The 22,792-nt window shown below is 73.5% G+C and carries 25 protein-coding genes; 12 read left to right on the top strand and 13 right to left on the bottom strand.

Annotation, left to right across the window (positions count from 1 at the left end; genetic code table 11):
* Positions 1-37: 37 nt before the first annotated feature.
* Together ACSMX9_RS06330 and ACSMX9_RS06325 are read right to left on the bottom strand one after the other, a co-directional pair.
* Positions 38-607 carry a TolB family protein gene (locus tag ACSMX9_RS06330; protein WP_445400647.1) on the bottom strand — a complete coding sequence of 190 codons (570 nt, stop codon included), beginning with the start codon at positions 605-607 and terminating at the stop codon, positions 38-40.
* A gap of 160 nt (positions 608-767) precedes the next feature.
* Complete coding sequence (locus tag ACSMX9_RS06325; protein WP_445400645.1) at positions 768-1,409, bottom strand: DUF1326 domain-containing protein; 642 nt, start codon at positions 1,407-1,409, stop codon at positions 768-770.
* 174 nt (positions 1,410-1,583) lie between these two features.
* Here ACSMX9_RS06325 and ACSMX9_RS06320 point away from each other — a divergent pair, with 174 nt between their 5' ends.
* A complete protein-coding gene (locus ACSMX9_RS06320; RefSeq protein ID WP_445400643.1) occupies positions 1,584-2,174 on the top strand; it encodes a short chain dehydrogenase in 591 nt (196 codons plus the stop codon).
* Between the two features lie 94 nt (positions 2,175-2,268).
* On the opposite strand, the gene ACSMX9_RS06315 is transcribed toward ACSMX9_RS06320, so the two are convergent.
* A complete protein-coding gene (locus ACSMX9_RS06315; protein WP_445400641.1) occupies positions 2,269-2,664 on the bottom strand; it encodes a GNAT family N-acetyltransferase in 396 nt (131 codons plus the stop codon).
* Positions 2,665-2,818: 154 nt separating this feature from the next.
* Here ACSMX9_RS06315 and ACSMX9_RS06310 point away from each other — a divergent pair, with 154 nt between their 5' ends.
* Positions 2,819-3,226 (top strand): YciI family protein, encoded by a 408-nt coding sequence (locus ACSMX9_RS06310; protein WP_351247993.1) that lies wholly within the window; start codon positions 2,819-2,821, stop codon positions 3,224-3,226.
* 8 nt (positions 3,227-3,234) lie between these two features.
* Positions 3,235-4,413, top strand: coding sequence for an RNA polymerase sigma factor (locus tag ACSMX9_RS06305; protein ID WP_445402912.1), 1,179 nt, complete (start codon positions 3,235-3,237; stop codon positions 4,411-4,413).
* Positions 4,414-4,435: 22 nt separating this feature from the next.
* Here ACSMX9_RS06305 and ACSMX9_RS06300 read toward each other — a convergent pair whose 3' ends face one another.
* A complete protein-coding gene (locus tag ACSMX9_RS06300; protein ID WP_445400639.1) occupies positions 4,436-4,768 on the bottom strand; it encodes a hypothetical protein in 333 nt (110 codons plus the stop codon).
* Positions 4,769-5,042: 274 nt separating this feature from the next.
* On the opposite strand from ACSMX9_RS06300, the gene ACSMX9_RS06295 reads away from it, so the two are divergent.
* Positions 5,043-6,266 carry an epoxide hydrolase family protein gene (locus tag ACSMX9_RS06295; protein ID WP_445400637.1) on the top strand — a complete coding sequence of 408 codons (1,224 nt, stop codon included), beginning with the start codon at positions 5,043-5,045 and terminating at the stop codon, positions 6,264-6,266.
* 123 nt (positions 6,267-6,389) lie between these two features.
* Positions 6,390-7,034: a dihydrofolate reductase family protein gene (locus ACSMX9_RS06290; RefSeq protein ID WP_445400635.1), complete on the top strand. Its 645-nt coding sequence runs from the start codon at positions 6,390-6,392 to the stop codon at positions 7,032-7,034.
* A 159-nt stretch (positions 7,035-7,193) separates the two neighbouring features.
* Here the strand turns inward: ACSMX9_RS06290 and ACSMX9_RS06285 are convergent, their stop codons facing one another.
* On the bottom strand, positions 7,194-7,946 hold the full coding sequence (locus ACSMX9_RS06285) for a helix-turn-helix domain-containing protein (protein WP_445400633.1): 753 nt from the start codon (positions 7,944-7,946) through the stop codon (positions 7,194-7,196).
* 263 nt (positions 7,947-8,209) lie between these two features.
* Between ACSMX9_RS06285 and ACSMX9_RS06280 the strand changes: the two genes are divergently transcribed.
* A complete protein-coding gene (locus tag ACSMX9_RS06280) occupies positions 8,210-8,350 on the top strand; it encodes a hypothetical protein (RefSeq protein WP_445400631.1) in 141 nt (46 codons plus the stop codon).
* Between the two features lie 284 nt (positions 8,351-8,634).
* Here the strand turns inward: ACSMX9_RS06280 and ACSMX9_RS06275 are convergent, their stop codons facing one another.
* Together ACSMX9_RS06275 and ACSMX9_RS06270 are read right to left on the bottom strand one after the other, a co-directional pair.
* Positions 8,635-9,363, bottom strand: a complete 729-nt coding sequence (locus ACSMX9_RS06275) for a bifunctional DNA primase/polymerase (protein ID WP_445400629.1) — start codon at positions 9,361-9,363, stop codon at positions 8,635-8,637.
* 161 nt (positions 9,364-9,524) lie between these two features.
* Entirely contained in the window at positions 9,525-10,175 is a 651-nt protein-coding gene (locus ACSMX9_RS06270; protein ID WP_445400627.1) for a TetR/AcrR family transcriptional regulator, read from the bottom strand.
* Positions 10,176-10,357: 182 nt separating this feature from the next.
* Here ACSMX9_RS06270 and ACSMX9_RS06265 point away from each other — a divergent pair, with 182 nt between their 5' ends.
* Both ACSMX9_RS06265 and ddaH read left to right on the top strand, forming a co-directional pair.
* Positions 10,358-10,591, top strand: coding sequence for a DUF6243 family protein (locus tag ACSMX9_RS06265; protein WP_445400625.1), 234 nt, complete (start codon positions 10,358-10,360; stop codon positions 10,589-10,591).
* Between the two features lie 149 nt (positions 10,592-10,740).
* Positions 10,741-11,559, top strand: a complete 819-nt coding sequence (gene ddaH / locus ACSMX9_RS06260; RefSeq protein ID WP_445400623.1) for a dimethylargininase — start codon at positions 10,741-10,743, stop codon at positions 11,557-11,559.
* 13 nt (positions 11,560-11,572) lie between these two features.
* Here the strand turns inward: ddaH and ACSMX9_RS06255 are convergent, their stop codons facing one another.
* Positions 11,573-12,574, bottom strand: a complete 1,002-nt coding sequence (locus ACSMX9_RS06255; RefSeq protein WP_445400621.1) for a small ribosomal subunit Rsm22 family protein — start codon at positions 12,572-12,574, stop codon at positions 11,573-11,575.
* A gap of 212 nt (positions 12,575-12,786) precedes the next feature.
* Here ACSMX9_RS06255 and ACSMX9_RS06250 point away from each other — a divergent pair, with 212 nt between their 5' ends.
* Complete coding sequence (locus ACSMX9_RS06250; RefSeq protein WP_445402911.1) at positions 12,787-13,764, top strand: hypothetical protein; 978 nt, start codon at positions 12,787-12,789, stop codon at positions 13,762-13,764.
* Between the two features lie 18 nt (positions 13,765-13,782).
* On the opposite strand, the gene ACSMX9_RS06245 is transcribed toward ACSMX9_RS06250, so the two are convergent.
* The 3 genes from ACSMX9_RS06245 to ACSMX9_RS06235 form a co-directional block, all read right to left on the bottom strand.
* Positions 13,783-14,619 (bottom strand): heme ABC transporter ATP-binding protein, encoded by an 837-nt coding sequence (locus ACSMX9_RS06245; protein ID WP_445402910.1) that lies wholly within the window; start codon positions 14,617-14,619, stop codon positions 13,783-13,785.
* Complete coding sequence (locus ACSMX9_RS06240; RefSeq protein ID WP_445402909.1) at positions 14,610-15,671, bottom strand: FecCD family ABC transporter permease; 1,062 nt, start codon at positions 15,669-15,671, stop codon at positions 14,610-14,612. The genes ACSMX9_RS06245 and ACSMX9_RS06240 overlap by 10 nt, the downstream gene beginning before the upstream one ends.
* 62 nt (positions 15,672-15,733) lie before the next feature.
* Positions 15,734-16,750 carry a heme/hemin ABC transporter substrate-binding protein gene (locus ACSMX9_RS06235; RefSeq protein ID WP_445400619.1) on the bottom strand — a complete coding sequence of 339 codons (1,017 nt, stop codon included), beginning with the start codon at positions 16,748-16,750 and terminating at the stop codon, positions 15,734-15,736.
* Between the two features lie 118 nt (positions 16,751-16,868).
* On the opposite strand from ACSMX9_RS06235, the gene ACSMX9_RS06230 reads away from it, so the two are divergent.
* The 3 genes from ACSMX9_RS06230 to ACSMX9_RS06220 all read left to right on the top strand — a co-directional run bounded on the left by ACSMX9_RS06230 (position 16,869) and on the right by ACSMX9_RS06220 (position 20,924).
* Positions 16,869-18,365, top strand: a complete 1,497-nt coding sequence (locus ACSMX9_RS06230; protein WP_445400617.1) for an HtaA domain-containing protein — start codon at positions 16,869-16,871, stop codon at positions 18,363-18,365.
* Positions 18,366-18,420: 55 nt separating this feature from the next.
* Entirely contained in the window at positions 18,421-20,127 is a 1,707-nt protein-coding gene (locus ACSMX9_RS06225; RefSeq protein WP_445400615.1) for an HtaA domain-containing protein, read from the top strand.
* A gap of 128 nt (positions 20,128-20,255) precedes the next feature.
* Positions 20,256-20,924, top strand: coding sequence for a PhzF family phenazine biosynthesis protein (locus tag ACSMX9_RS06220; protein WP_445400613.1), 669 nt, complete (start codon positions 20,256-20,258; stop codon positions 20,922-20,924).
* Positions 20,925-21,012: 88 nt separating this feature from the next.
* Here the strand turns inward: ACSMX9_RS06220 and ACSMX9_RS06215 are convergent, their stop codons facing one another.
* Positions 21,013-21,666: a biliverdin-producing heme oxygenase gene (locus ACSMX9_RS06215; RefSeq protein ID WP_445400611.1), complete on the bottom strand. Its 654-nt coding sequence runs from the start codon at positions 21,664-21,666 to the stop codon at positions 21,013-21,015.
* Between the two features lie 238 nt (positions 21,667-21,904).
* Positions 21,905-22,762 (bottom strand): type I methionyl aminopeptidase, encoded by an 858-nt coding sequence (map, locus tag ACSMX9_RS06210; RefSeq protein ID WP_445400609.1) that lies wholly within the window; start codon positions 22,760-22,762, stop codon positions 21,905-21,907.
* Positions 22,763-22,792 lie beyond the last annotated feature (30 nt).

The raw sequence follows: 22,792 nt of genomic DNA, 5'->3' as shown, positions 1-22,792 counted from the left end.
AGGAGGCGGACGGCGAGCGCGGCGGCGACCCGGGCGGTTACCGGAAGGACCGGACGAAGAGGTCCGAGGTGCCATTGGTGTCGCCCGGCACGAGGTCGTCGGCCGTGGAATGGAAGACCACGGCACGCCCACCGGCGCTGACCGCGGTCCGGGCGGTGCCCGAGCGCGTGTCATGGACATGGGTGTCGGAGCCAGACAGGTAGACGACCTTGCTGCCGTCGTCGCTGAGCTGGACGAGCGTCGCCGCCTTGGCGGGGCCCTCGATCGGGCCGGCGGGGGTGCCGTTGGACCGGTCCCACACGAAGACGTCCTGCTCCTCGCCGTCCGCCGTCGTCGGGGTGTCCCCGAGGTTCGTCGCCGTCGACGAGAAGACGATCCGGCTGCCGTCCGGGGTGATCGAGGCGTCGGTGGAACTCCCGTCGGACTGGGCGCCGTCGGTCGCGACGCTCACCCTCTCGATGCCGGACGCGCGGACGCCGACGTCCGTGGACTCGGCCCGGGCGACGCCGGGCAGTGCCGTGGCCACCGCGCAGACCGCGACCGCCGAGCCCATGGCGGTCCGTAAGCGCCGGGTGGTGCCGCGGTTGGTGTGCGTGTTCGCCTTCATCTTCCCCCCAAGGAAGGGCCCGGTTCCTCCTCCGGACTCCCCTCCGGAGGGCCACCGACATCGAACCGCGATGGCCCTCCGGGGTCAATGCGTCGCCCGGCGTATCGAGAGGGTGCGGCTCCGGCCGACATTCGCCCGCCGGATCCTTCGACCCGGTCGCCTACGCCTCGGGGCGCCAGTCGAACGGGAAGTGCTTGCTGGACCCGCCGCAGTAGGGGCGGGAGAAGTCGAAGCCCTCCGCGCGGTCCTCGCTCACCACGCCCCAGGTGGCCACCTGTCCCGGCCCCACCTCCGCCCCGGGAGCGTTGATCAGCTGTACCCGGCGCGTCGGGTCCGAGGTGGGTCCGGTGAGCGCGGTGGCGCCCACGCTGACCTTGTCGGACACGGTCGCGCGCCAGGAGGAGAGGTCGGCCGCGGCCTCGAAGCGGATCGGCGCGTACTGCACGTCGCGGACCTCGCGGATCAGGGCGCCGAACGTGCCCGGCCAGCCGCCCACGTTGCCGCGGAAGACCTCCTCCAATGCGTCCCGCTGCTCCTGCGTCCCCTTGGCGTCGATGTAGAACATCACCGCCATCGTCGCATCGGGATCGTCCACCCACATGTTCCCGGCGAACTCGCCGAGCGCCACGACGCCCAGCCCGTCCAGGGGCACGTCCCCGAGGTGGCCCTCGTGGATCTGCCAGACCAGCGTGAACAGGCAGGCGCCGTTCGTCGGTGCCTGCGCGAAGGTGCAAGGACAGGGCATGGAGCAGCTGCACACGTCGAACCACTCGCCCTTGAGGTGCCAGTCCGTCCCGCTCATCGTTCACCGTTCCCCTCATTGATTCGTATACCCGGGTGGGGTATGCGTTCCCGATGAGGCTAGCCTGCTCCCGCTCTGTCCGTCAAATACCCTCAGGGGGTATGTGGTTGATGGGGCTGGTGTGGCAATCCCCTTACGGAGAAAGTCATTTGACGGCGTGGGCATGATGGGCGCATGAAGGTCTTGGTGATCGGAGCAACGGGAACCCTCGGCAGCGCGGTGGTCCGCGCCCTCCGCGAGGCGTCCCACGAAGTCGTCGAAGCGGCCCGCAGCGGGCCGGTGAAGGTGGACCTCGAAGAGCCGTCCGACCTGGACGCGCTCTTCGCCGGGGCGGGCGACCTCGACGCCCTGGTGTGCTGCGCCGCCAACGGGCCGCTGGTCGACCTGGAGACCATCGGGGACGAGGAGTTCGCCGCCGGCCTGCGCGGCAAGCTGCTGGGCCAGACCGCCTTGGTCCGCCGGGCCGTCCACCACCTCAAGGACGGCGCCTCCCTCACCCTGACCGGTGGCGGGTTCGCCGCCCCGCAGGTCGCCGGCGGAGCCCTGGGCGCCCTCATCAACCAGGGGCTGGAGGGCTTCGTCCGGGTGGCGTCCGCGGAACTGCCGCGAGGGCTGCGCCTCAACCTGGTCAGCCCCGGCTGGATCAGCGAAACCCTGACGGCCATCGGCCTGGACCCTGCCGAGGGCACCCCCGCGCACGAGGTGGCCCGCGCCTACCTGGAGCTCGTGGAGGGCACCGCCCGGGGACGGATCGTCCGCCCCTGACCAGCGGCCCGTGACCGGCGGCACCGTCCGCCCGTGCCGCCGTGCGCCCGCCGCTGCCCGAGCGGCGGGCCCACGGCCGGCGGGCGCGCACCGCTCAGAGCGCGATCAGGCCCGCCGGGGTCGGTTCGAAGCCGCAGGAGCCGAGGTAGAACCCCCGCAGACCCTCGTCGAAGTCGACGTGCAACCACTCGCACCGTGCCGCCCGCGCGCCCCGGACTGCGGCCTCGACCAGCCCGACCCCGATCCCCGCCCGGCGCTGATCGCCCCTCACCACGGTGTCCAGCACGAAGGCGTGCACGCCACCGTCCCAGGCCACGTTGACGAACCCGACCAGCTCCCCGTCCCGTCGGGCGCAGACCCAGCCCAGGCTGTGCCGCTGGACCTGCTCCCACCAGTCGATGTCCAGGATCCGGTGGTGGAAGCCCTCCGCGTGGAGCGCGTTGACGGCAGCGTTCTCGAAGGCGTCTCGCCAGGTGTACGTGATCGTCATGCGGCGGAGCGTAGACGGCAGGGCGACCCGCCCGGGACCCGTGAGGACGTCCGAAGGAAGATCCCCGACACCGATGTCGAGAACGCGCGTCCGGCTCCGTCCCCGAGGTGCCACGCGACCACAATGGGCCGCACCAGCACCGAGGAGAACCACGATGGCCAAGTACCTGCTGCTGAAGCACTACCGAGGCGCCCCGGCCCCCGTCAACGACGTGCCGATGGACCGGTGGACCCCCGAGGAGATCTCGGCGCACCTCCAGTACATGAACGACTTCGCGGCCCGGCTGGAGGAGACCGGAGAATTCGTCGACGGCCAAGCCCTCGCCCCCGAGGGCGCCTGGGTCCGCTACGACGGCGAGGGGCGCCCGCCCGTCACCGACGGCCCCTTCGCGGAGACCAAGGACCTGATCGCCGGCTGGATGGTCATCGACGTCGACGGCTACGAACGCGCCGTCGAACTGGCCGGGGAACTGTCCGCCGCCCCCGGGGCGGGCGGCGCACCGATCCACGAATGGTTGGAGGTCCGTCCGTTCCTCACCGCCCCGCCCACCATCGCGGAGTGACCGTCCCCATGGACGAGGCCCACCTCAGGAGCCTCACCCCGAGCGTGCTCACCGTCCTCGTCCGCCGCGGAGCCGACTTCGCGGCGGCCGAGGACGCCGTGCAGGACGCCTTGGTCGAGGCGGTGCGGACCGGGGCGCTGGCCGCCCCCGTCCCGAACCCTTCGCCCGCCGGTCCCCCGGTGCGGGACGCCAAGGGCTGGCTGATCACCGTGGCCTGGCGCAAGTTCCTCGACGCGAACCGCGCGGACACCGCCCGCCGCCGGCGCGAGGACCTCACCGAACGGGAACCGGCACCCGGGCCGGCGCCCGCCGCCGACGACACCCTCCAGCTCTACTTCCTCTGCGCCCACCCCTCGCTGACCCCCGCATCGGCCGTCGCGCTCACCCTCCGCGCCGTCGGCGGACTGACCACCCGTCAGATCGCCGCGGCCTACCTGGTGCCCGAGGCGACCATGGCCCAGCGCATCAGCCGCGCCAAGCGCACCGTCTCCCACGTGCGCTTCGACCGTCCCGGCGACGTCGCCACCGTGCTGCGCGTCCTCTACCTGGTCTTCAACGAGGGCTACTCCGGCGACGTCGACCTCGCCGCCGAAGCCATCCGGCTCACCCGACAACTCGCCGCCCGCGTCGACCACCCCGAAGCGGCCGGGCTCCTCGCCCTGATGCTGCTCCACCACGCCCGGCGCGCCGCCCGGACCGCGCCGGACGGCAGCCTGGTGCCGCTCGCCGAACAGGACCGCGGCCGGTGGGACACCGCGCTGATCGCCGAGGGCGTGGCCGTCCTCCAAGCCGCCCTGGCCCGCGACCGGTTGGGCGAGTACCAGGCGCAGGCCGCCATCGCGGCACTCCACGCCGACGCGGCTTCCACCGAGGAGACCGACTGGCCCCAGATCGTCGAGTGGTACGACGAACTCGCCCGCCTCACCGACAACCCGGTCGTCCGCCTCAACCGCGCCGTGGCCGTGGGCGAGGCCGACGGGCCGCGCGCCGGCCTCGCCGCGCTCGCGGAACTGGACGCCGCCCTGCCCCGACGCACCGCGGCGGCGGCGTACCTCCACGAACGCGCCGGCGACCGCGCAACCGCGGCCCGGCTGTACGCCGAGGCCGCACACCGGGCCCCCAACCTCGCCGAACGCGACCACCTCACCCGCCGGGCCGCCCGGCTCAACGCCCGCCCCGACCGCTGACGGGGCCGTCCGAGGGGTCCCGTCAGCGACCTTCGGCCACCGGCGGCGCCTTCGGCTTCCTCCCGTGCCGGATCGTGACGGCCACCGGCCACACGAGGCTGTACACCAGGATGTCGACGAACGGACCGAGCCAGACGAGCGAGCACCAGGCCGTGGCCAGGCCGTGCCAGCCCGACGGCTCCACGGCGTTCCGGACGCTGAGGGCGGTGGCCCCCAACAGCACGAGGACGAGCACCGCGGCACCCCACAACAGCGCGTTGCCGAGCGCACGTCTGCCGACGCGGTGGTGCGCGACCACACCCCCCACCAGGAAGAACCACACGAGCACATCGCACACGACGATCAGGACCGACATGACGCACCCCCCCCGGTACGGACGTGGCCACCATTTTTCCCACCCACCCCGATCCCGCGACGGGATTTCCCGGCGGGCGCCAACGGCGCTCCACGCCGGCCCCGTGGGCAAGGGGACCCCTTCGTCGGATGCTCCCTCGCCGGCTGTTCGCCACGTTGTCGTGGGCCGCCGCCGCCGACAGGGGGCAGCCGCCCCCGGAGGCCCGCGGAGCGAGTGCCCCCCGACCCGACGGTGCCGGGAGACCCCCGTGCCCCCGCCCTGGGATGCTGCCCGGATGACCGACACCGAGAGCCCCCGTCCCGACGAGCGGATCGAGCCGTTCCGTCTGGACGTCCCGCAAGCCGAGCTGGACGACCTGGCCGAGCGCCTGGACCGCACCCGCTGGCCCGACGAACTGCCCGGCGCGGGCTGGGAGTACGGGATGCCGCTCGGGTACCTGCGGGAACTCGTCCGGTACTGGCGGCACGCCTACGACTGGCGGGCCGCCGAGGCCCGGCTCAACGCGTGGCCGCAATACACCACCCGGATCGACGGCGCCCGCGTCCACTTCGCGCACCTGCGCTCGCCGGAACCCGCGGCCACGCCCCTGTTGATGGTCCACGGCTGGCCCGGCTCCCCGGTCGAGTTCAGCCGGGTCGCCGGGCCGCTCACCGATCCGGTGCGGTACGGCGGGGACCCCGCAGACGCCTTCCACCTGGTGCTGCCGAGCATCCCGGGCTTCGGCCTCTCCGGCCCCACCCGGGAACGCGGTTGGGAACCGCGCAGGGTGGCCGCGGCCTTCGCCGAGCTGATGCGCCGGCTGGGCCACCGGCGGTACGGGGTGCAGGGCGGGGACTGGGGCGCCGCGATCTCCCGCGAACTGGGCCGTACGCGCCCCGAGGTGATCGGCGTGCACCTCAACCTGCTGCCCAACGGCTACATGGCGCGTCGGCCCGAGGAGCGGGACCTGTCCGGACTCTCCCGGCGGGAGGTCGCCGACACCCACCGGTCCTGGGCCCGGTTCCAGTCCTGGGCACGGGACCGGCAGGGGTACGCGGACATCCAGTCGACCCGCCCGCAGACCCTGGCGTACGGCCTGACCGATTCGCCGGTCGGCCAACTCGCCTGGATCGCGGAGAAGTTCCAGGAGTGGGCCGAACACCCCGTGGACCGGGACCTCCTGCTCACCAACGTGATGCTGTACTGGCTGACCGCCACCGCGGGCTCCTCGGCGCGCCTCTACTACGAGCGGGCGCACGCGGACTACTGGGGCGCGCCGCCCGAACCCTCCGTGGCGCCGACCGCGGTCGCCCACTTCCCCCACGACAACTTCGTCCTGTTGCCGCACCTCGCGCGGGAGACGAACCGCATCGTCCAGTGGACGGACCACGACTGCGGCGGCCACTTCCCCGGGCTGGAGGTGCCGGACCTGCTCGTCGACGACGTCCGGCGGTTCTTCCGCACCCTGCTCGGCCGGGGCTCCGACCGGGGCGGTCACCCGCCGGCCCCCGTCGGATGAGCCGTACGGCGGGCCCGGGTGGCCGGCCCCCGCGGCCGGCCCGAGGATCGGTCCCGGCGGCGGCGATGAGTTCCCGCGGCGCGGGGAGTCCTGCCACCGTCGCCGGAAGCCAGGAGGAGACGGATGACCCAGCTACTGCGGGTGCAGAACTTCACCGTGTCGAGCGACGGGATCGGCGCCGGCGAGGACCAGACCCTGGAGCGGCCGTTCGGGCACGTCGACCCCGAGCGGCTGTTCGCCTGGGCCGGTGCCACGGCCAGTTGGCCCGGGCGCACCGACCCCGGGGGCAGCCGGGGGCTGGACGACTACCTGACCCGGGACTTCGCGAACAACATCGGCGCCGAGATCATGGGCCGCAACAAGTTCGGGCCGCAGCGCGGCCCCTGGACGGACCACACCTGGCGCGGCTGGTGGGGCGAGGAGCCCCCGTTCCACACGCCGGTGTTCGTGCTCACCCACCACCCGCGGCCGTCGTTCACGCTCTCCGACACCACCTTCCACTTCGTCGACGGGGACCCGGCGTCGGTGCTGGAGTCGGCCCGGGAGGCCGCCGGGGGCAAGGACGTCCGGCTCGGCGGCGGGGTGACCACGATCCGGGAGTTCCTGGACGCGGACCTGGTGGACACCCTGCACGTGGCGGTCCCCCCGGTGGCGCTGGGGACGGGGCTGCGCCTGTGGGAGTCCTCGGACGACCTGCTGGACCGGTTCCACCGGGAGGTGGTGCCCAGCCCGAGCGGGGTGACGCACCACCTGTTCTGGCGGAAGTGACCCTGGCCCCGTCTCACCTGCACACGTCGAGCGTCATCGCCTTGCCGCGCCCTGGGTCGTCCGCCGACTCACGCCGCTGGCGTGGGCAAGCCCGCGTGGACGTGCCGGCATCGCGATGGGTTCCCCCACCACCCGTAGATCATCGGGCCGAGGGGACGGTCAGCCTATGGGCGTGGACCGACTCCACAGCTCCTCGGCGTGCTCCGCGAACCGGTCGAACATCCCGTTCGGGCCGTGGCGCCGCAGGTGCAGCAGGGGTGAGTCGTGGCCCACGAGCCGGGCGAGGTGAGGGGTCACCAGGGCGTCCGAGTCCATCCGGAACACGGACAGGCCGACGTGGTTCACTGCGTCCTCAGGGGCGCTGAAGCGGGCCTCCAGCCCCTCTGTCGGCCCCATCCTGGTCAGCTCTCCGAGAGTGATGCGTACCCGGGTGGAGACGGTGAGGGTCGCGTCCTCGACGATCTCGCGCTGACGGGTCACCTCCCCATCCGGGTCTCCCAGGAGGAACCGGACCCTGACCCCGGCCGCGACCTTCCGGCGCAGGGCGTCAGCGAACGCGGGCACCTGGGTCCACAGGAAGTAGTTCGTGTACCCGGCGAAGAAGAGTTCGTCAGTCGCCCCGGCGATCAGATCGGCCCACACGGTGGATGGGCAGGCGGACCGGTACGGGTAGCTACGGACCAGCTCACGATCGGTGCCGGTCTTCATCCGGTCCTTGACGGCATCGGGCCACAACATTTCTTCGTCCACTCCCAGTGCTCGGGCAGCGTCCTCGCGGTTCCGTGCGTGCGGTCTCACGGCCCCGTCCGCGAGCCATCGGTCCACCTGCTTGGAAGATACCCCCACGCGGTATGCGAGCTGTCGGGGGGTCACTCCGGTCTTATCCATCGCGGTGCGAAGCGCGGCGTTCAAGTCAACCCCCTCCGGCGAGCGTTTGAGACGTCTCGGACCCTAGCGTCAGACTTCTCAACCGTCCTGCCGATACGGGCAAGTACGTCCTTGGGGACCGCCGATGATCCGTCCGAGACCCATCACGGACACGGAAAGGGCCCACCATGAACTCTCTTGACCCCAAGTACAGGCCAGGCTCCGGATGGAGGGTTGATGTGATCCCTGCCAAACGGGTTCGAAGGATGGAATGCGAGGACGGCAGCGTCCGCTACCTCCTCCCGCTCATGCTGCTTCATGACGGCAAGCACAAGGCCGACTCGGGACTCTGGCTGTCGGGCAGTGAGGCCGAGCTTCTGCACGCCGCACTCTCCCGGGTCCTCGCGGACAACGACCACGAACGGCACGAGCCGGCGTCGTCCCTGTGAGTCGTCCACCGGCTGTCGTCGGCCGGTACGCGGGCGTTCCGTTCGTCGTCCTGATCAGCGGCCCACGTGGCCTGGTGATCGGGATGGCGCTTGGCTCCGCCATCTGACCCCCCGCTGGCCAGGGCTCGGGCTCGGGCTCGGTGCTCCTGGCGGAAGTGACCCTGATCCCGCAGGCCGGTGTGCGCGCCGGGGCGGGCCCGACGACGGCCGCCCCCGTTCCGGTGCCCTGGCAGGGCGGGCGTGCGGGACGGGGGCGGCCGGGTGGGGCACGGGGGAGGGGCGGGTCAGCTGCGCAGCGGCCAGCCGAAGCCGACCGCGTCGCCGGCGTACCTGGCGCAGGACTCCGTGAGGGTCTCCAGCAGGCTCAGCGGGTCCGGTAGCGGGTGCTCGGGGCCGCGCATCCAGCGCACCGAGCGGTCACCGGGGAGCCGGGACGGGGGGAGCAGGACGTACGAGCCGCGGCAGTGCCAGCGCAGGCCGGGGTGCTCGTCCATCGTCTCGGGGTGGCAGTCCAGCTCGCAGGGCCACCACTCGTCCTCGTCCTCGGGGGTGCCGCGGGTGGCGGTGAAGAAGAACATGCGGTCGTCGTCGGACTCGACGACCGGGCCGACCTCGGTCCCGGCGGCGAGCAATCGTTCCAGCGCCTCCCGCCCCGCCGCGATCGGCACGTCCAGCACGTCGTGGACCATCCCGGTCGCGGTGATGAAGTTGGCCTCCGGCTGGTGGGTGGCCCAGCGCTCGACCTGTGCGCGGTCCGTGGTGGACTGCGTCTGCCAGGCGAACGAGACGGGGTGCTGGCCGGGGGTGGGGCAGCCCACCCGGTCGCAGGAACAGCCGTAGCCGGAGGGGTGGGCGGCCGGGGCGAGGGGGAGCCCGGCCCCGGCGACGGCCAGCAGCAGCGCCACCCGGCCGCCGTCGTCCGCCGGGTCCCCGACGTCACGGGGCCGGCGGCCTCGCAGCCACTGGGAGATCCTGCTCCGTCCGCCCGGGCGGCTGCCGTTGTCCACGCCCATCTATCCCCTCACTCAGTCCGCGGTCCCGAGTTCCGACACGGCGTGGCCGCCGGTCGACACGGATCGCCGTGGGTTACTCGTGGGTCCCCGCGGCCTCCGTGGCCTTCCATGGTCCCACCATCCTGAGCCCTGGGGGGCCGGAGCCCGTACCCGGGGTGGGGTCAGCGGGGGGCGAGCCCCCGCAGCGCGTGGTCGACCAGGGCGTCGGCGTAGGCGTGGCTGAGGGGTGCGGTGTGCTGGAGCCAGCGTTGCGCGAGGGGCGCGACCAGCAGTTCGGCGGCGATCCGCGGATCGACGTCGGCCCGTACCTGGCCGTTGTCCTGCGCGGATCCGATGCGGTCGACGTAGAGCTGGAACTGGGGTTCCAGCAGCTTGGCGGCGAACTCCTCGCGGAGCCGGTCGTTGGCGACGCTCTCGGCGGCGAGCGCCCGCCAGGGTGCTTCGAACTTGGGGTCGAGGAGTTCATCCACAGTGGCGCGCATCACGAACGTGAGGTCGGCCGCGAGGTCCCCGGTGTCGGGGAAGGACCAGGATTCGCCGCCGGCGGCCTCGGCCGCCTGTTCGCCCAGGTCGAGGAAGGCTTCGAGGAGGACGTCGGCCTTGGCGGGCCACCACCGGTAGATGGTCTGCTTGCCGACCCCGGCGCGGGCCGCGATGCCCTCGATGGTGGTGCGCTGGTAGCCGACCTCGCTGACCAGGGCGAGCGCGGCCTCGTAGATGGCGCGGCGGGAGCGTTCGCTGCGACGGGCCGCGTTGGGGCCCCGGTCGGGCGGGCGGACGGCGGTGTGCTGGGCGGCTGAGTCTGTGGACATGCGTCGAATGTACCCCCGGCGAGACGCAGCGTCTTGCTCCGGCGGCCCCTTCGGGTAAATCGATTGACGATACGTATCGTCTCGCCTAATGTTCAGGGGGTCACGAGACGGATCGTCTCGCTGGTCGTGATCGGGTGGCCCCGACCGCCCGGCGCGACGAGGACACCACGGAGGTGGGACACATGGCCCGAGGCGGAGACCTGCTCGGCGTCGGCGGCACCCGGAGCAAGCTGTCCCGCGGGGCGCTGCGCGGCCGCGGCCCCGGCGGCGCCCCCGGGGCGAACACGGACCCCGGAGCCGCCAAGCGGGACCTGCTGCGCAGGCTCCGCGAGGAGCGCGCGGCGAAGGACCGGGCACCCCGGGCGGGGGAGCACCCCGACCCCGCACCGACGAGCGCTCCGGACGACCCCCGCTGAACCCCGCGCGCGGGGCTCGCGCACGGCGCACGGCCGGCCCCGCACGCCACACCGGGGTGACCGGGGTCTCCCCCCGCGGGCCGGCACTGCCGCACCATGGCGGTGCCGTCCCCGACCGGGGCGGCGCCCTGCGGTCGTGAGGAGCACCCATGCCTCGTCGCCACGCCACACCCCGGCGTTATCTCATGTGCCCACCGGCACACTTCGCGGTCACGTACGCGATCAACCCGTGGATGGACCCCACCAAGCCCGTGGACGTTCCGGTCGCCGTCGCCCAGTGGCAGGACCTGCGGGACCGGTACCGCGCCCTCGGTCACACCGTCGAGGAACTGACGCCCCGCCGTGACCTGCCCGACATGGTCTTCGCCGCGAACGGGGCCACCGTCATCGACGGGCGGGTGCTCGGCGCCCGCTTCGCCCACCCCGAACGCGCGGCGGAGGCCGCGGCGCACCTCGACTGGTTCCGCGCGCACGGCTGGCCCGAGGTCCGCGAACCGCTCCACGTCAACGAGGGCGAGGGCGACTTCGCGGTCACCGCCTCGTACGTGCTGGCCGGCCGCGGGTTCCGGACCAGTCCGCTCTCCCACGGCGAGGCGCAGGAGTTCTTCGGCCGGCCGGTCATCGGGCTGGACCTCGTCGACCCCCGCTTCTACCACCTGGACACGGCGCTCGCCGTCCTCGACGACCGCACCGACGACGTCATGTACCACCCGGCCGCCTTCTCCCCGGGCAGCCGGGCCGTCCTGGAACGCCTGTTCCCGCACGCACTGACCGTGGGGGAACGGGACGCCGCGGCCCTCGGCCTCAACGCGGTCTCCGACGGGCGGCACGTGCTGCTCCCGCAGGCGGCGCTCGGGCTCTTCGCGCCGCTGCGCCGCCGGGGCTACGAACCGATCGGGACGGACCTGTCCGAACTGCTCAAGGGCGGCGGCAGCGTGAAGTGCTGCACCCTGGAACTGCGGCCCTGACCGGTCGGCCGGTTCAGTCCGTCCCCGCGCGCGGTGGCCAGGCGTCGCCCCAGTCCGCGTCGCGCGCGGCGCGGTACAGGGGGCCGTGCCGCTTGGTCACCGTCTCCCGGCGCAGCGCGCCCTCGGCCTCGCAGAGGTCCAACAGCACCTGGCCCTTGCGGATCTGCGGGCGCCGCACCACCCGGGCCGGCGCGGGGGTGCCCGGGAACCGCACCGCGGCCACGTAGCTGAACTTCTCGTCCTCGTAGGGCAGCGAGCCGCCCTTCACCCGGCGGTGCAGCGAGGAACGGCTGACCCGCGCCGAGAAGTGGCACCAGTCCGTGTCGGGCACGATCGGGCAGGCGTCGTCGTGCGGGCAGGGCGCCAGCACCCGCAGCCCCGCCGCCAACAGACGCCGCCGGGCCTCGATCACCCGGGCGTAGCCCTCGGGGGTGCCCGGCTCCACCACGACCACGGCCTGCGCCGCCCGGGCCGCCGCGTCCACCACCGCGGTGCGGTCCGCGGCGGTCAACTCCCCGAGCACGTAGGAGACGGTGACCAGGTCCACCTCCACGAGGTCCAGGGCGGTGCCGATCCGGGTGCGGTGCCAACGGACCTCGTCCAGGTCGGGGTGGGCGGCGGCGATCTCCGCGCCGATCCGCAACGCCGGCTCGGCCCAGTCCAGCACGGTCACCGGACGCCGGCCCGGCCAGGTGGCGGCGGTGGCCCAGGTGGCGGCGCCGGTCCCGCCGCCCACGTCGGTGTGACCGGACGGGCTCCACCCGGGGGCCGCCGCGGCCAGTGCCTCCAGGGCGGTCCGGGCGGCCTCGAAGGTGGCGGGCATCCGGTACGCGGCGTAGGCGGCCACGTCCGCCCGGTCCCGCAGCACGGGCGCCCCGGTCGGGGTGTCCCCGCGGTAGGTGCCGATCAGACGGTCGACCGCCCGGGCGGCCTGGGTCGGGGGCAGGTCACCGAGCAGGCCGTCCAGGGCCTCCCGGAGGTTTCCGCTGGCCGCGGCGGCAGTAGTACGACTCACCGACCCCATTCTAGGGACGCCCCGCCCCGCCCCGCGCCCCACCGCCCGCCGTCCCGGCACCGCCGCCACCGCGACCCCGGTAGGGTTCGGGGCCGGGAAGGGGAAGGTGAAGGGGCCCGATGCGAGCAACGCCAGCAAGGTCAGCAGCAGAGGTCACCGGGGCGGACGGGGCCGCCGCGTCCCGCGGGGCGCGCGGGAGGTCGCGGCGCCTGCTGCCGCTGCCGGCGGCGGTGGCCCTGGCGCTGACGGCGAGCGGCTGCGTGACGGTGCACGGGGAACGGGAGGTGATCCCGGCGACCAGCCCGGTGGGCGCGGCCCGGGCGTTGACCGACTTCCTCGCCGCCTACAACGAGGCCGACGAGGCCAACGACCCCTCCCTGGACGCCGATCGGGTCACCGGCGCGCTCGGTGCGATCGACCGGGGGACCCTGCGGGCCCGGCGGGCCACCGCGCCCCTGGGCAATCCGCAGCACGTGCCGCTGAAGCTGACGGACGTGAAGTACGCGATACCCGAGACGGCGGGCTGGCCCAAGTTCTTCCTCGCGGACACCGATTCGGACCGGGACGTGGACGACGACCCGGCCCGGGACACCCGCTGGCTGCTGGTGTTCACCAAGACCGGCCCCGACGCCCGCTGGCAGGTGGCCTTCCTCACCATCCTGTCCCCGGACGAGGTCCCCGAACTGCGCACCCGCGACGGTGACCGGGGCAAGGACCTCGCCGCGCCCGTCGCCCTCGACGCGGACGACCTCGCCGTGGCGCCCGAGGAGTTGGCCGAGCGGTACACCACCTACCTGGCGAAGGGCGGCCCGGGCTTCCTGCCCGGGCCGCACACCGACCGCTGGCGCACCGAACGCGAACGCGGCGCCACCCGGCCCGGGTTGTCGCGCCAGTACGTCGACCAGCCGGTGGAGGGAGCCGGGTTCGCGCCCGTGGGACTGCGCACCGCGGACGGCGGCGCACTGGTGTTCTTCGCCACCCGGCACTTCGAGAAGCAGACCGTGGCCCGGGGCCGGGACCTGAAGCTCGGCGCCGACGTGCGGGCGTTGCTGCGCGGAGACGCCAAGCAGTCCGTCACCCTGGAGTTCACCTCCAACCAGGCGGTGCGCGTCCCGCCCCGCGCGGAGCCCGGCAAGGGCGTCGAGGTGCTGAGCCGCATCCAGGGGCTCACCGGGGCGAAGGGCGAGTGAGCCGGGCGGGCGCCGGACTCAGTCCCGCCGCGGCACCACCAGCAACGCCCCGGTGCGCGGATGGGGCAGCACCTCGACCGGCTGCCGGTACACCTCGCTGAGGGCGGCGTCGGTGAACACCTCCCCGGGGGCGCCCTCCGCGACCAGCCGCCCCCCGCGCAACACCGCGACCCGGTCCGCGTACGCCGCGGCCAACCCGAGGTCGTGCAGCACCACCACGACCGCGTCGCCCCGGGCCGCCCGCTCCCGGCACACCCGCAGCACCAGTTCCTGATGGCGCAGGTCCAGGGCGGCGGTCGGTTCGTCGAGCAACAGCAGCGGGGTGCGCTGGGCGAGGACCCGGGCCAGCGCGACCCGGGCCCGTTCGCCGCCGCTCAGCCCGGAGAAGGGACGCCCGGCGAACGCGGTCACCTCGGTGGCCGCCATCGCCGCCGCCACGGCCGCGTCGTCCTCGGCCTCCCGTGCCGTACCGGCCCAGGGCGCGCGTCCCATCCGCACCACCTCCGCCACCGGGAACGGGAAGGAAACCGTCGCGGACTGCGGCAACACCGCACGGCGCAGCGCGAGTTCGGCGGCCGTCCAGTCGGCGGCGGACCGTCCCGCGATACGTACGGTGCCCTCGGCGGGCGCACGGTCGGCGGCGAGCGCGGCGAGCAGGGTGGACTTGCCGGCCCCGTTCGGGCCGACCAGCGCCAGCACCTCCCCGGCCCGGGCGGCCACGTCGATCCCGGACAGCACCGGGTGGCCGCCGAGCCGCACGGTCAGGCCCTCGGCCGCCACCAGCACCGTCCCCGGTGGCACTGGAGCGGGCGGGGTGCGGGTCCGGCCCGCGAACAGGGACCTGATCACGCCCAGCCTCCTTGCTTGCGACGGGTCCGGCGCAGCAGCCAGAAGAAGAACGGGCTGCCGAACAGGGCGGTGAGGACGCCGAGCGGCAGTTCGGCGGGCGCGGCCACGGTACGGGCCGCCAGGTCGGCGCTGACCAGCACCAGACCCCCGCCCAGGGCACTGCCCGGGACCAGGAACCGGTGGCCGGGGCCCGCCGCCATCCGCAGCAGGTGCGGAACGAGCAGTCCCACGAAGGTGACGATGCCGGCGACGGCGACCGCGGCGGCCGTCAGCAGCGCCACCACCAGGATCATGGTGATCCGCAGCCGCTCCACGTCCACGCCCAGGTGCCGGGCGGGGCGTTCGCCGAGCGCCAACAGGTCCAGCTTGCGCGCTGACAGCGGCGCGAGCAGCAGCCCGAGCAGGGCGCACGGCAGCACCGCCAGCACCTTGGGCCAAGTGGCCTGGGAGAGCGAACCGAGCTGCCAGAAGGTGATCTGGGTGATCGCCGAGTTGTCCGCGAAGAACACCGACAGCCCGATCAGCGCGCCGGCGAAGGCGTTGACCGCGATGCCGGTGAGGATCAGCGTGACCACCTCGGTCCGCCCGCCGGAACGGGACAGCAGGTAGACCAGGCTCACCGTGGCGAGTCCGGCGACGAACGCCGCCGCGGTGACCGTCCAGTTGCCGAGGAACGAGAGCCCGAACGCGATGGCCGCCACCGCGCCCACGGCCGCACCGGCGGAGATGCCGATCACGCCCGGTTCGGCCAGCGGATTGCCGAACACCCCCTGCATCAGGGCGCCCGCGCAGCCCAGCGAGGCGCCGACCAGCAGCGCCAGCACCACCCGCGGCAGCCGCACGTTCCACAACACGCTCTCGCCGACCCGGTCCAGCGCCGCCCCGCCGAGCCCCAGCCGGTGCTGCACCGAGCCCAGGACGTCGGCGAGGGGGATGTGGTAGGCCCCGGTGCCGGCCGACACCAGGGCCGTCACCAGCAGGGCGACGACCAGCCCGACCGTCAGCGCGGGGGCGGCGCCCCGCCGTCGGACCGGAGCCCGTTCGGTCGTCTTCGCCACTGTTGTTGTTGCCGGGTCCGCGGGACGGGTGTCCGGGGGGCCTTCGGGTCCCGCGACCGCGGTCACTTCGCGCCGCCCTTCGCGTAGAGCTGGTCCACCAGGCTCTGGAGCACCTGGTCGGTGCGGGGGCCGTAGTTCAGCATCACCCCGTCGTCGATGGAGACGATCCGGCGGTCCATCCCGGCGGGCGTCTCGGCCACGCCCGGGATCTTGACCAGGCCGTCGACCCCGCCGACCGACTTCAGCCCCTTGGTCATCACCAGCACCGCGTCCGGGGCGGCCTTGGCGAGCGCCTCGCTGGTGATCGGGGTGAAGTCCTTGTCCAGCCCTGACTCCTTGCCGGCGTCGACCGCGCCCGCCGCCTCCAGCAGCGAACTCGCCCCGGAGTCCCGGCCGCCCAGCAGGTAGACGGAGGCCGAGCCGCGGACGTACAGGAACGCCACCCGGGGACGGTCCGCCTCGGCGGCCGGCTCGGGGACGTCCGCCTGCACCTTCGCGATGCGCTCGCGGGTGCGGTCGGTCAGCTCCTCGCCCGCGTCGGGCACGCCGAGCGTCTTGGCGACCGCCTCGATCCGGGTGCTCACGTCGTCGAGGCCCGCCGCGGTCTCGTAGACGACGAGCGGCACGCCCGCGTCGCGGATCTGGTCGATCGCCTCGACGGGCCCGGTGGTGGTGTCGGCGAGGACCACGGTGGGCCGCAGCGAGAGCACCGACTCGGCGGAGACGTCGTGCGCCCGGGTCACCACGGGCAGCTCCGCGGCCTGTTCGAAGGTGGCGGTGATGTCCTTGGCCACGACCCGGTCCCCGAGGCCGAGGGTGAACACGATCTCGTTGAGGCTGCCGCTCAGCGGCACGATCCGGCTGATGTCGGTGACCTCCACCCGCCGCCCGTCGGCCGAGTCCACGGTGGCCGGAAGTCGCGGTTGGGGGGTGGTGGCCAGCGGCTCCACCCGGTCCGCCGCGGTCGTCGTGCGGGCCTTCGCCGGGGCGTCGCCCCCGTCGTCCTGAGTGCTGCCACAGCCCGTCAGGGCAAGGGCGAGGACGAGGGTGAAGACGCCTGCCAGTCGTGGAATGCGCACGAATCGCACCGTCCTGTCGTGCTGGTGGGAGAGGTTCGGGTGACCGTAGGGTTTCGGCCAGGTCCGACATAGTTTAGGTTAGCCTTACCTTAATGACCAGCCCGAGGAGGGGGGATCCATGCTGTCCGGACGGGTTGCCCGTACGGCCGTCGCCACCGTGTGCGCGACGTTCACGGCGTGCGCGGGGGTGGTGGCGCTTCCGGCGTCGACCGCGCACGCCGAGGAGCGCACGGTTCAGGGAGGACGACTGGACTGGGGCGTCAAGTCCTCGTTCCAGCGGTACGTCACCGGCCCCATAGCCAAGGGGAACTTCACGCTCCAGGGCGGCGCCGCCACCGTGGGCGGGAGCCAGTTCCGGTTCCACTCGGCGAGCGGCGGCTATGACCCCGACACCGGGACCTTCCGCGCCGGCTTCACCGGCGGCGTCCGGTTCACCGGCCACCAGAAGCCGAACGGCGAACTCCAACTCGACCTCAGCATCTCCCGGCCCACCGTCCGCATCGCCGGCGGGTCGGGCACCCTGCACGTCGACACGGTCAGCAAGGACCTGAAGACCGGCAGGGTCACCCGCTCCACCCAGGTCCCCATGGCCTCCCTCGACCTGTCCGGCATCGACATGCGCGGCGGCGGCTCCCCGGTCGCCCTCACCAACGTCCCCGCGACGCTCACCGCCCAGGGCGCCACATCGTTCGCCGGGTACTACACCGCCGGCACCGCCCTGGACCCGGTCAACCTCTCCGCTGACGTCACTACCCCCCGGGCGCCGGCCGAACGGCCCGCTGAGGGGCAGCCGACCGAGCCCGGGGGGACGGTCGCACCCGGGGAGTCCGAGCAGCCGGGGAAGGAGCCCGTGGAGGAGAAGCCCGCGAAGGATCCCGGGAAGAAGCCCCCGAAGGCCGGCCGGATCGAGGACGCCGCCGTCGACTGGGGGGTGCGCCGCACCTTCCGCGAGTACGTCACCGGTTCCATCGCCGGCGGCAAGTGGACCCTCGCCGGCGGCGCCCGGGACGGCGGCGCGCTCTTCCGCTTCACCGGGGGCACCGGCACCTACCGGAAGGAAGCGCTCGACGCGGCCTTCACCGGCTCGGTCCGCTTCACCGGCAAGCACGGCCTCGACCTGACCCTCAGCAAGGTCGCCGTCACCACCGCGGGCGACCGGGGCACCCTCTACGCCGACGTGCGGTCCCCCGAACTGCGCGACACCAAGGTTCCCCTGGTCACCTTCGACACCTCCGACCTCAAGACCGCCGACGGACTCGTCACCGTCACCGAAGCACCGGCCCGACTCACCGAGCGCGGCGCCAAGGCGTTCAACGGCATGTACAAGGCCGGCACGGCCATGGACCCCGTCTCGTTCGCCGTCGCGCTCGACGAGGACGCCCGGCTCCCCGCGCTGCCCGACCTGGGCAGCGACCTCCCCGAGAGCCCCGCCCCCGAGTGGAGCACGGCCGAAGCCGCCCCCGCGCAGGACGCGACCGAGAAGGCCGCCTCCCCAGCGGACTCCTCCGAGTTCCCGGTCGTTCCCGTCGCCGCCGGCGCGGGCGTCCTGCTGCTGGCAGCCGCCGCCTTCGGGGTCCTCCGCGCCCGCCGCCGCAAGGCCGCGGGCGAGGGCTGACCCCAGGGGCTCGCCCCCTTCCCCTCCCCCCGAAGTTCCAAGGAGATCCCGAACCATGGCAGCTCCCCGCCGCCGCCCGACCGCGCTCGCGGTGTCCGCCGCGACCGCGGTCACCCTCGGTGCCACCGCCCTGGCCCTCCCGGCCGTGGCCGCCCCCGCGGCCCCGGCCGCTCCGCCGATCGCGCTGAAGGACGGCACCCTCGACTGGGGCGTCAAGAAGTCCTTCCGCTCCTACCTGCTGTCCCCGATAGCCCAGGGCAGGATCACCGCCAGCGAGGGCGCCCGACAGGCCGACGACAACGGGCCGTTCACCTTCACCGCCGGCACCGGCAGCTACGACCAGTCCACCCACGGGGTGAACACCGCCTTCAAGGGCGCCGTGCGGTTCGAGGGCCACCACGGCGCGCTCGACATCACCCTCTCGGACGTGCGGGTCGCCACCACCCGCACCGACGGCACGATCTCCGCGGACGTCACCACCAAGAAGGACGGCACCACCACCACCGACCAGGACGTGCCGCTCGCCACCCTCGGGCTCGACGGCATCAGGCCCGGCACGGGCGCGGGCGGCGCGATGGTCTTCAAGGACATCCCCGCCGAACTGACCGCGGACGGCGCCGAGGCGTTCCAGAACTTCTACCCGGCCGGCACCGCCCTGGACCCCGCCACCCTCACCGTCACCGCCGAATCGGGCCCCCGTCCCACCGGTACCCCGTCAGGTACGCCGACCGACCCCGGCGGGACCCCTTCGGGCACGCCCAGCGGCACCCCGTCGGGCACGCCCTCCGGAGAGCCGTCGGGTACGCCTTCCGGTGAGCCTTCCGGCACCCCGAGCGGCAGCCCGTCCGGCAAGCCCTCCGGCACCCCGTCCGGCACGCCGAGCGGCACCCCGTCCGGCCCCGGCAGCTTCGGGACCGAGCAGTCCGGCGAGGTCGTCGACGGCACCCTCTCCTGGGGGGTGAAGGAGTCCTTCCGCAGGTACGTCAAGACCGGCGGCACCATCGAGCCCTCGCAGGGGGCCAGCGACAACGGCGCCGGTTTCGACTTCCCGTACGCCAAGGCCGACCTCGACGCCGACGCCCGAAAGCTGGAAGCGTCCTTCGGCGGCGAGGTGCGGTTCCGGTACCCGAGCCACACCATCGACATGACCTTCTCGGACGTCAAGATCAAGGCGTCCGGCACCGAGGGCACCCTGATCGTCGACGTCACCACGCCCCAGCGCACCAACCAGGACGTCGAGTTCGCCACGCTGGACCTCTCCGCGGCCTCGTACGAGGTGAAGGACGACGTCCTGGTGCTCGACCGGATACCCGCCGCGTTCACCGCCGCCGGCATCCAGCAGTTCGCCAACGACACCGTGGGGACCTTCTACGAGGTCGGCGAGGCGATCGACCCGGTGACCGTCGCCCTCGCCCTCTCCGAGGACGCGGAGATCCCCGAGGGCCCCGGCGGCTCCGAGGGTTCCGGCACCACCGGCTCCGGGGGCACCACCACAGGCTCGGCCACCGGTGGTTCGACCGGTGGCGGCAACACGGGCGGCAGCGTAGGCGGTTCCGTGGGCGGTGCCACGGGCGGCAGCGTGGGCGGTGCCACCGGTGGCGGTTCGACGGGCGGTTCCACGGGCGGCGGCCCCGGCGGCTCGGACGCCCTGGCGAGCACCGGCGCGAACGTGCCGACCGGGTCCCTGCTCGCGGGCGCCGGGGCGATCCTCGCCGCGGGCGCGGCCACGGTCTTCGCCGTCCGCCGTCGCTCCTGCGACTGACCCCGCCTCCGTCGCACCGTGCCCTCACCCCGTCGAGGCGGCTCGCCGGCACCCGGGAAACGTCCGTCCCGACGGGTCCCGCGGCGGCGGGATTTCCCGCAGGCCCCCTGCGCAGGCACAATGCAGCGGTGACCCAACTCGACGTACTACGAGTCTTCTGCGGCCCGGACGGCAACCGGGGCGGCAACGAGCTGGGCGTCGTGCGGGACGGCAGTCCCCTACCGCACGAGGCGTCCCGTCAGAGCACTGCATCGAAGCTCGGGTTCAGCGAAACCGTGTTCGTGGACGATCCCGAACGCGGCGCGATCGACATCTACACCCCCACCCTGCGGCTGCCCTTCGCGGGCCATCCGTGCGTCGGTGCGGCCTGGTTGCTGGACGTGCCGGAGCTGGTGACCCCGGCGGGCGTGGTGGGCGCCCGGCAGGACGGCGAGTTCTCCTGGATCGAGGCGCTGCCCGAGTGGGCGCCGGAGCGCACCCTGCGCGCGTACGGCTCGGCGGCCGAGGTGGACGCGCTGGAGGTGCCCCCGCCCGGTGAGTGGATCTACGCCTGGGCGTGGGAGGACGAGCGGGCCGGCCGGATCAGGGCGCGGGCGTTCCCGGGCCGTGACGACGGCATCCGGGAGGACGAGGCGACCGGGGCGGCGGCGCTCCTGTTGACGGCGGAGCTGGGTCGGGCCCTCAACATCCGCCAGGGCACGGGCTCGCAGATCCTGACCGCCCCGCAGCCGTACGGCTGGGTGGAGGTCGGGGGGCGGGTCCGTCTGGTCCAGTCGGGCGTGCCGCTGCCGGACTGATCCGGTCGTCGTCCGCCGTGCGCGTGTGGGGGCGCCGCCTCCGACGGAACCGGTTCCGTCGGAGGCGGCGCCCCTGTGCGTGCGGTGTCTAGGCGCTGAGCGGGAACTCGTCGCCGAGCGCCCGGAACACGGCGGTGTTCAGGGCGAAGGCGCGCTTGCACTCGGCGACGATGCGCTGCTTCTCCAGGTCGTCGGCGTGCACCCGGTCCAGCAGTTCGCGGTAGTTGCGCTTGAACGCGGCGGGGTTGGAGATGTCCTCGAAGACGTAGAAGCGGACGCCGTCGCCCTTGCGGGCGAAGCCCCAGACGCGTTCCGCGCGGTCCCGGATGATCTGGCCGCCGGAGAGGTCGCCGAGGTAGCGGGTGTAGTGGTGGGCGACGTAGCCGGCCGGCCACCGGCGGGCGCACTCGGCGATCCGCTCCGCGTAGGCGGCGGTGGCGGGGAGCGGGGCCACTCCCGCCCGCCAGTCGGCGCCGCGCAGATGGGCGAGGTCCTGCTCCAGGGCGGCGAGACGCATCAGCTCGGGCTGGACGAAGGGGCCGGCGACCGGGTCGTTCCGGAGGGCCTCGGCACCGTCCTCCAGCGCCCGGTACACGAACCAGAGCTGTTCGGTGTAGCGCGCGTACGCCTCGACGCCGAGCCGCCCGCCGAGCAGGTCGCCCATGAACGTCGTGGTCTCCGCTTCGGTGTGGGCGTCCTGGGACGCGGTGCGGATGAGTGCGGAGAACGGCGTCGTGTCCATGGGACCTCCGGGGAACCAGCGAGCGGGGACGGGCGAACGGGAGGAGTCCTCCACCCGGATCATCTATGGTTAGGCTAACCTAAGTCAATGCTTTTCCGACAGGCTGTCGGAAAGACGGTAGCTCCCAACGGGCGCCGCGGAAAGACCCCCGGAGGGCCGGGGCCGACGCACGAGAGCCCGTACCCGGTCGACCGGGTACGGGCTCTCGCCGCGGTGCGGGAAGGGTGCCGCGGAGCGGTCACGGCAGGGTGAGGACCTCCGCCCCGGTATCGGTGACGACCAGGGTGTGCTCGAACTGGGCCGTGCGCTTGCGGTCCTTGGTGACCACCGTCCAGCCGTCCTCCCACAGGTCGTACTCGTGGGTGCCGAGCGTCAGCATCGGCTCGATGGTGAAGGTCATGCCCGGCTGGATGACCGTGGTGGCGTGCGGGCTGTCGTAGTGCGGCACGATCAGGCCCGAGTGGAACGAGGTGTTGATGCCGTGCCCGGTGAAGTCGCGCACCACCCCGTAGCCGAACCGCCGGGCGTAGGACTCGATGACCCGGCCGATGACGTTGATCTGGCGCCCGGGGCGGACCGCCTTGATCGCCCGGTCCAGGGCCTCCCGGGTCCGCTCCACCAGCAGGCGCGACTCCTCGTCCACCTCCCCGACCAGGTAGGTGGCGTTGTTGTCGCCGTGCACCCCGCCGACGTAGGCGGTGACGTCCAGGTTCACGATGTCGCCGTCGTGCAGCACCGTCGAGTCGGGGATGCCGTGGCAGATCACCTCGTTGACGGAGGTGCACAGCGACTTGGGGAAGCCGCGGTAGCCGAGCGTGGACGGGTACGCACCGTGGTCGCACAGGTACTCGTGGGCGATCCGGTCGAGGGCGTCCGTGGTCACCCCGGGGGCGATGGCGCTCGCGGCCTCGGCCATGGCCCGGGCGGCGATGCGCCCCGCGACGCGCATGCGCTCGACGGTGTCGGCGTCCTGCACCTCGGAACCCGTGTAGGGGGCGGGGGCCGGCTTGCCCACGTACGGTGGACGGACGATGTGTCCCGGGACGGTGCGTGGGGGGGAGAGCTCTCCGGGGACGAGCAGTGACTGCGCAGACATGGAGCGAGTCTACGGCCGGCCCGACGGGCG

The sequence above is a fragment of the Streptomyces sp. LE64 genome (genome assembly GCF_052606915.1).
The sequence above is the reverse complement of the archived record's forward strand: the minus strand, read 5'-3'. Positions and strand labels throughout refer to the sequence as shown.

Coding starts and splice junctions, on each gene's coding strand:
- ddaH (WP_445400623.1), top strand. CDS start 10,741: ATGCCTCGTCGCCACGCCACACCCCGGCGTTATCTCATGTGCCCACCG.
- ACSMX9_RS06280 (WP_445400631.1), top strand. CDS start 8,210: ATGCTGCTTCATGACGGCAAGCACAAGGCCGACTCGGGACTCTGGCTG.
- ACSMX9_RS06325 (WP_445400645.1), bottom strand. CDS start 1,409: ATGAGCGGGACGGACTGGCACCTCAAGGGCGAGTGGTTCGACGTGTGC.
- ACSMX9_RS06215 (WP_445400611.1), bottom strand. CDS start 21,666: ATGGACACGACGCCGTTCTCCGCACTCATCCGCACCGCGTCCCAGGAC.
- ACSMX9_RS06275 (WP_445400629.1), bottom strand. CDS start 9,363: ATGGGCGTGGACAACGGCAGCCGCCCGGGCGGACGGAGCAGGATCTCC.
- map (WP_445400609.1), bottom strand. CDS start 22,762: ATGTCTGCGCAGTCACTGCTCGTCCCCGGAGAGCTCTCCCCCCCACGC.
- ACSMX9_RS06290 (WP_445400635.1), top strand. CDS start 6,390: ATGACCCAGCTACTGCGGGTGCAGAACTTCACCGTGTCGAGCGACGGG.
- ACSMX9_RS06315 (WP_445400641.1), bottom strand. CDS start 2,664: ATGACGATCACGTACACCTGGCGAGACGCCTTCGAGAACGCTGCCGTC.
- ACSMX9_RS06225 (WP_445400615.1), top strand. CDS start 18,421: ATGGCAGCTCCCCGCCGCCGCCCGACCGCGCTCGCGGTGTCCGCCGCG.
- ACSMX9_RS06230 (WP_445400617.1), top strand. CDS start 16,869: ATGCTGTCCGGACGGGTTGCCCGTACGGCCGTCGCCACCGTGTGCGCG.
- ACSMX9_RS06265 (WP_445400625.1), top strand. CDS start 10,358: ATGGCCCGAGGCGGAGACCTGCTCGGCGTCGGCGGCACCCGGAGCAAG.
- ACSMX9_RS06305 (WP_445402912.1), top strand. CDS start 3,235: ATGGACGAGGCCCACCTCAGGAGCCTCACCCCGAGCGTGCTCACCGTC.
- ACSMX9_RS06300 (WP_445400639.1), bottom strand. CDS start 4,768: ATGTCGGTCCTGATCGTCGTGTGCGATGTGCTCGTGTGGTTCTTCCTG.
- ACSMX9_RS06310 (WP_351247993.1), top strand. CDS start 2,819: ATGGCCAAGTACCTGCTGCTGAAGCACTACCGAGGCGCCCCGGCCCCC.
- ACSMX9_RS06330 (WP_445400647.1), bottom strand. CDS start 607: ATGAAGGCGAACACGCACACCAACCGCGGCACCACCCGGCGCTTACGG.
- ACSMX9_RS06295 (WP_445400637.1), top strand. CDS start 5,043: ATGACCGACACCGAGAGCCCCCGTCCCGACGAGCGGATCGAGCCGTTC.
- ACSMX9_RS06270 (WP_445400627.1), bottom strand. CDS start 10,175: ATGTCCACAGACTCAGCCGCCCAGCACACCGCCGTCCGCCCGCCCGAC.
- ACSMX9_RS06320 (WP_445400643.1), top strand. CDS start 1,584: ATGAAGGTCTTGGTGATCGGAGCAACGGGAACCCTCGGCAGCGCGGTG.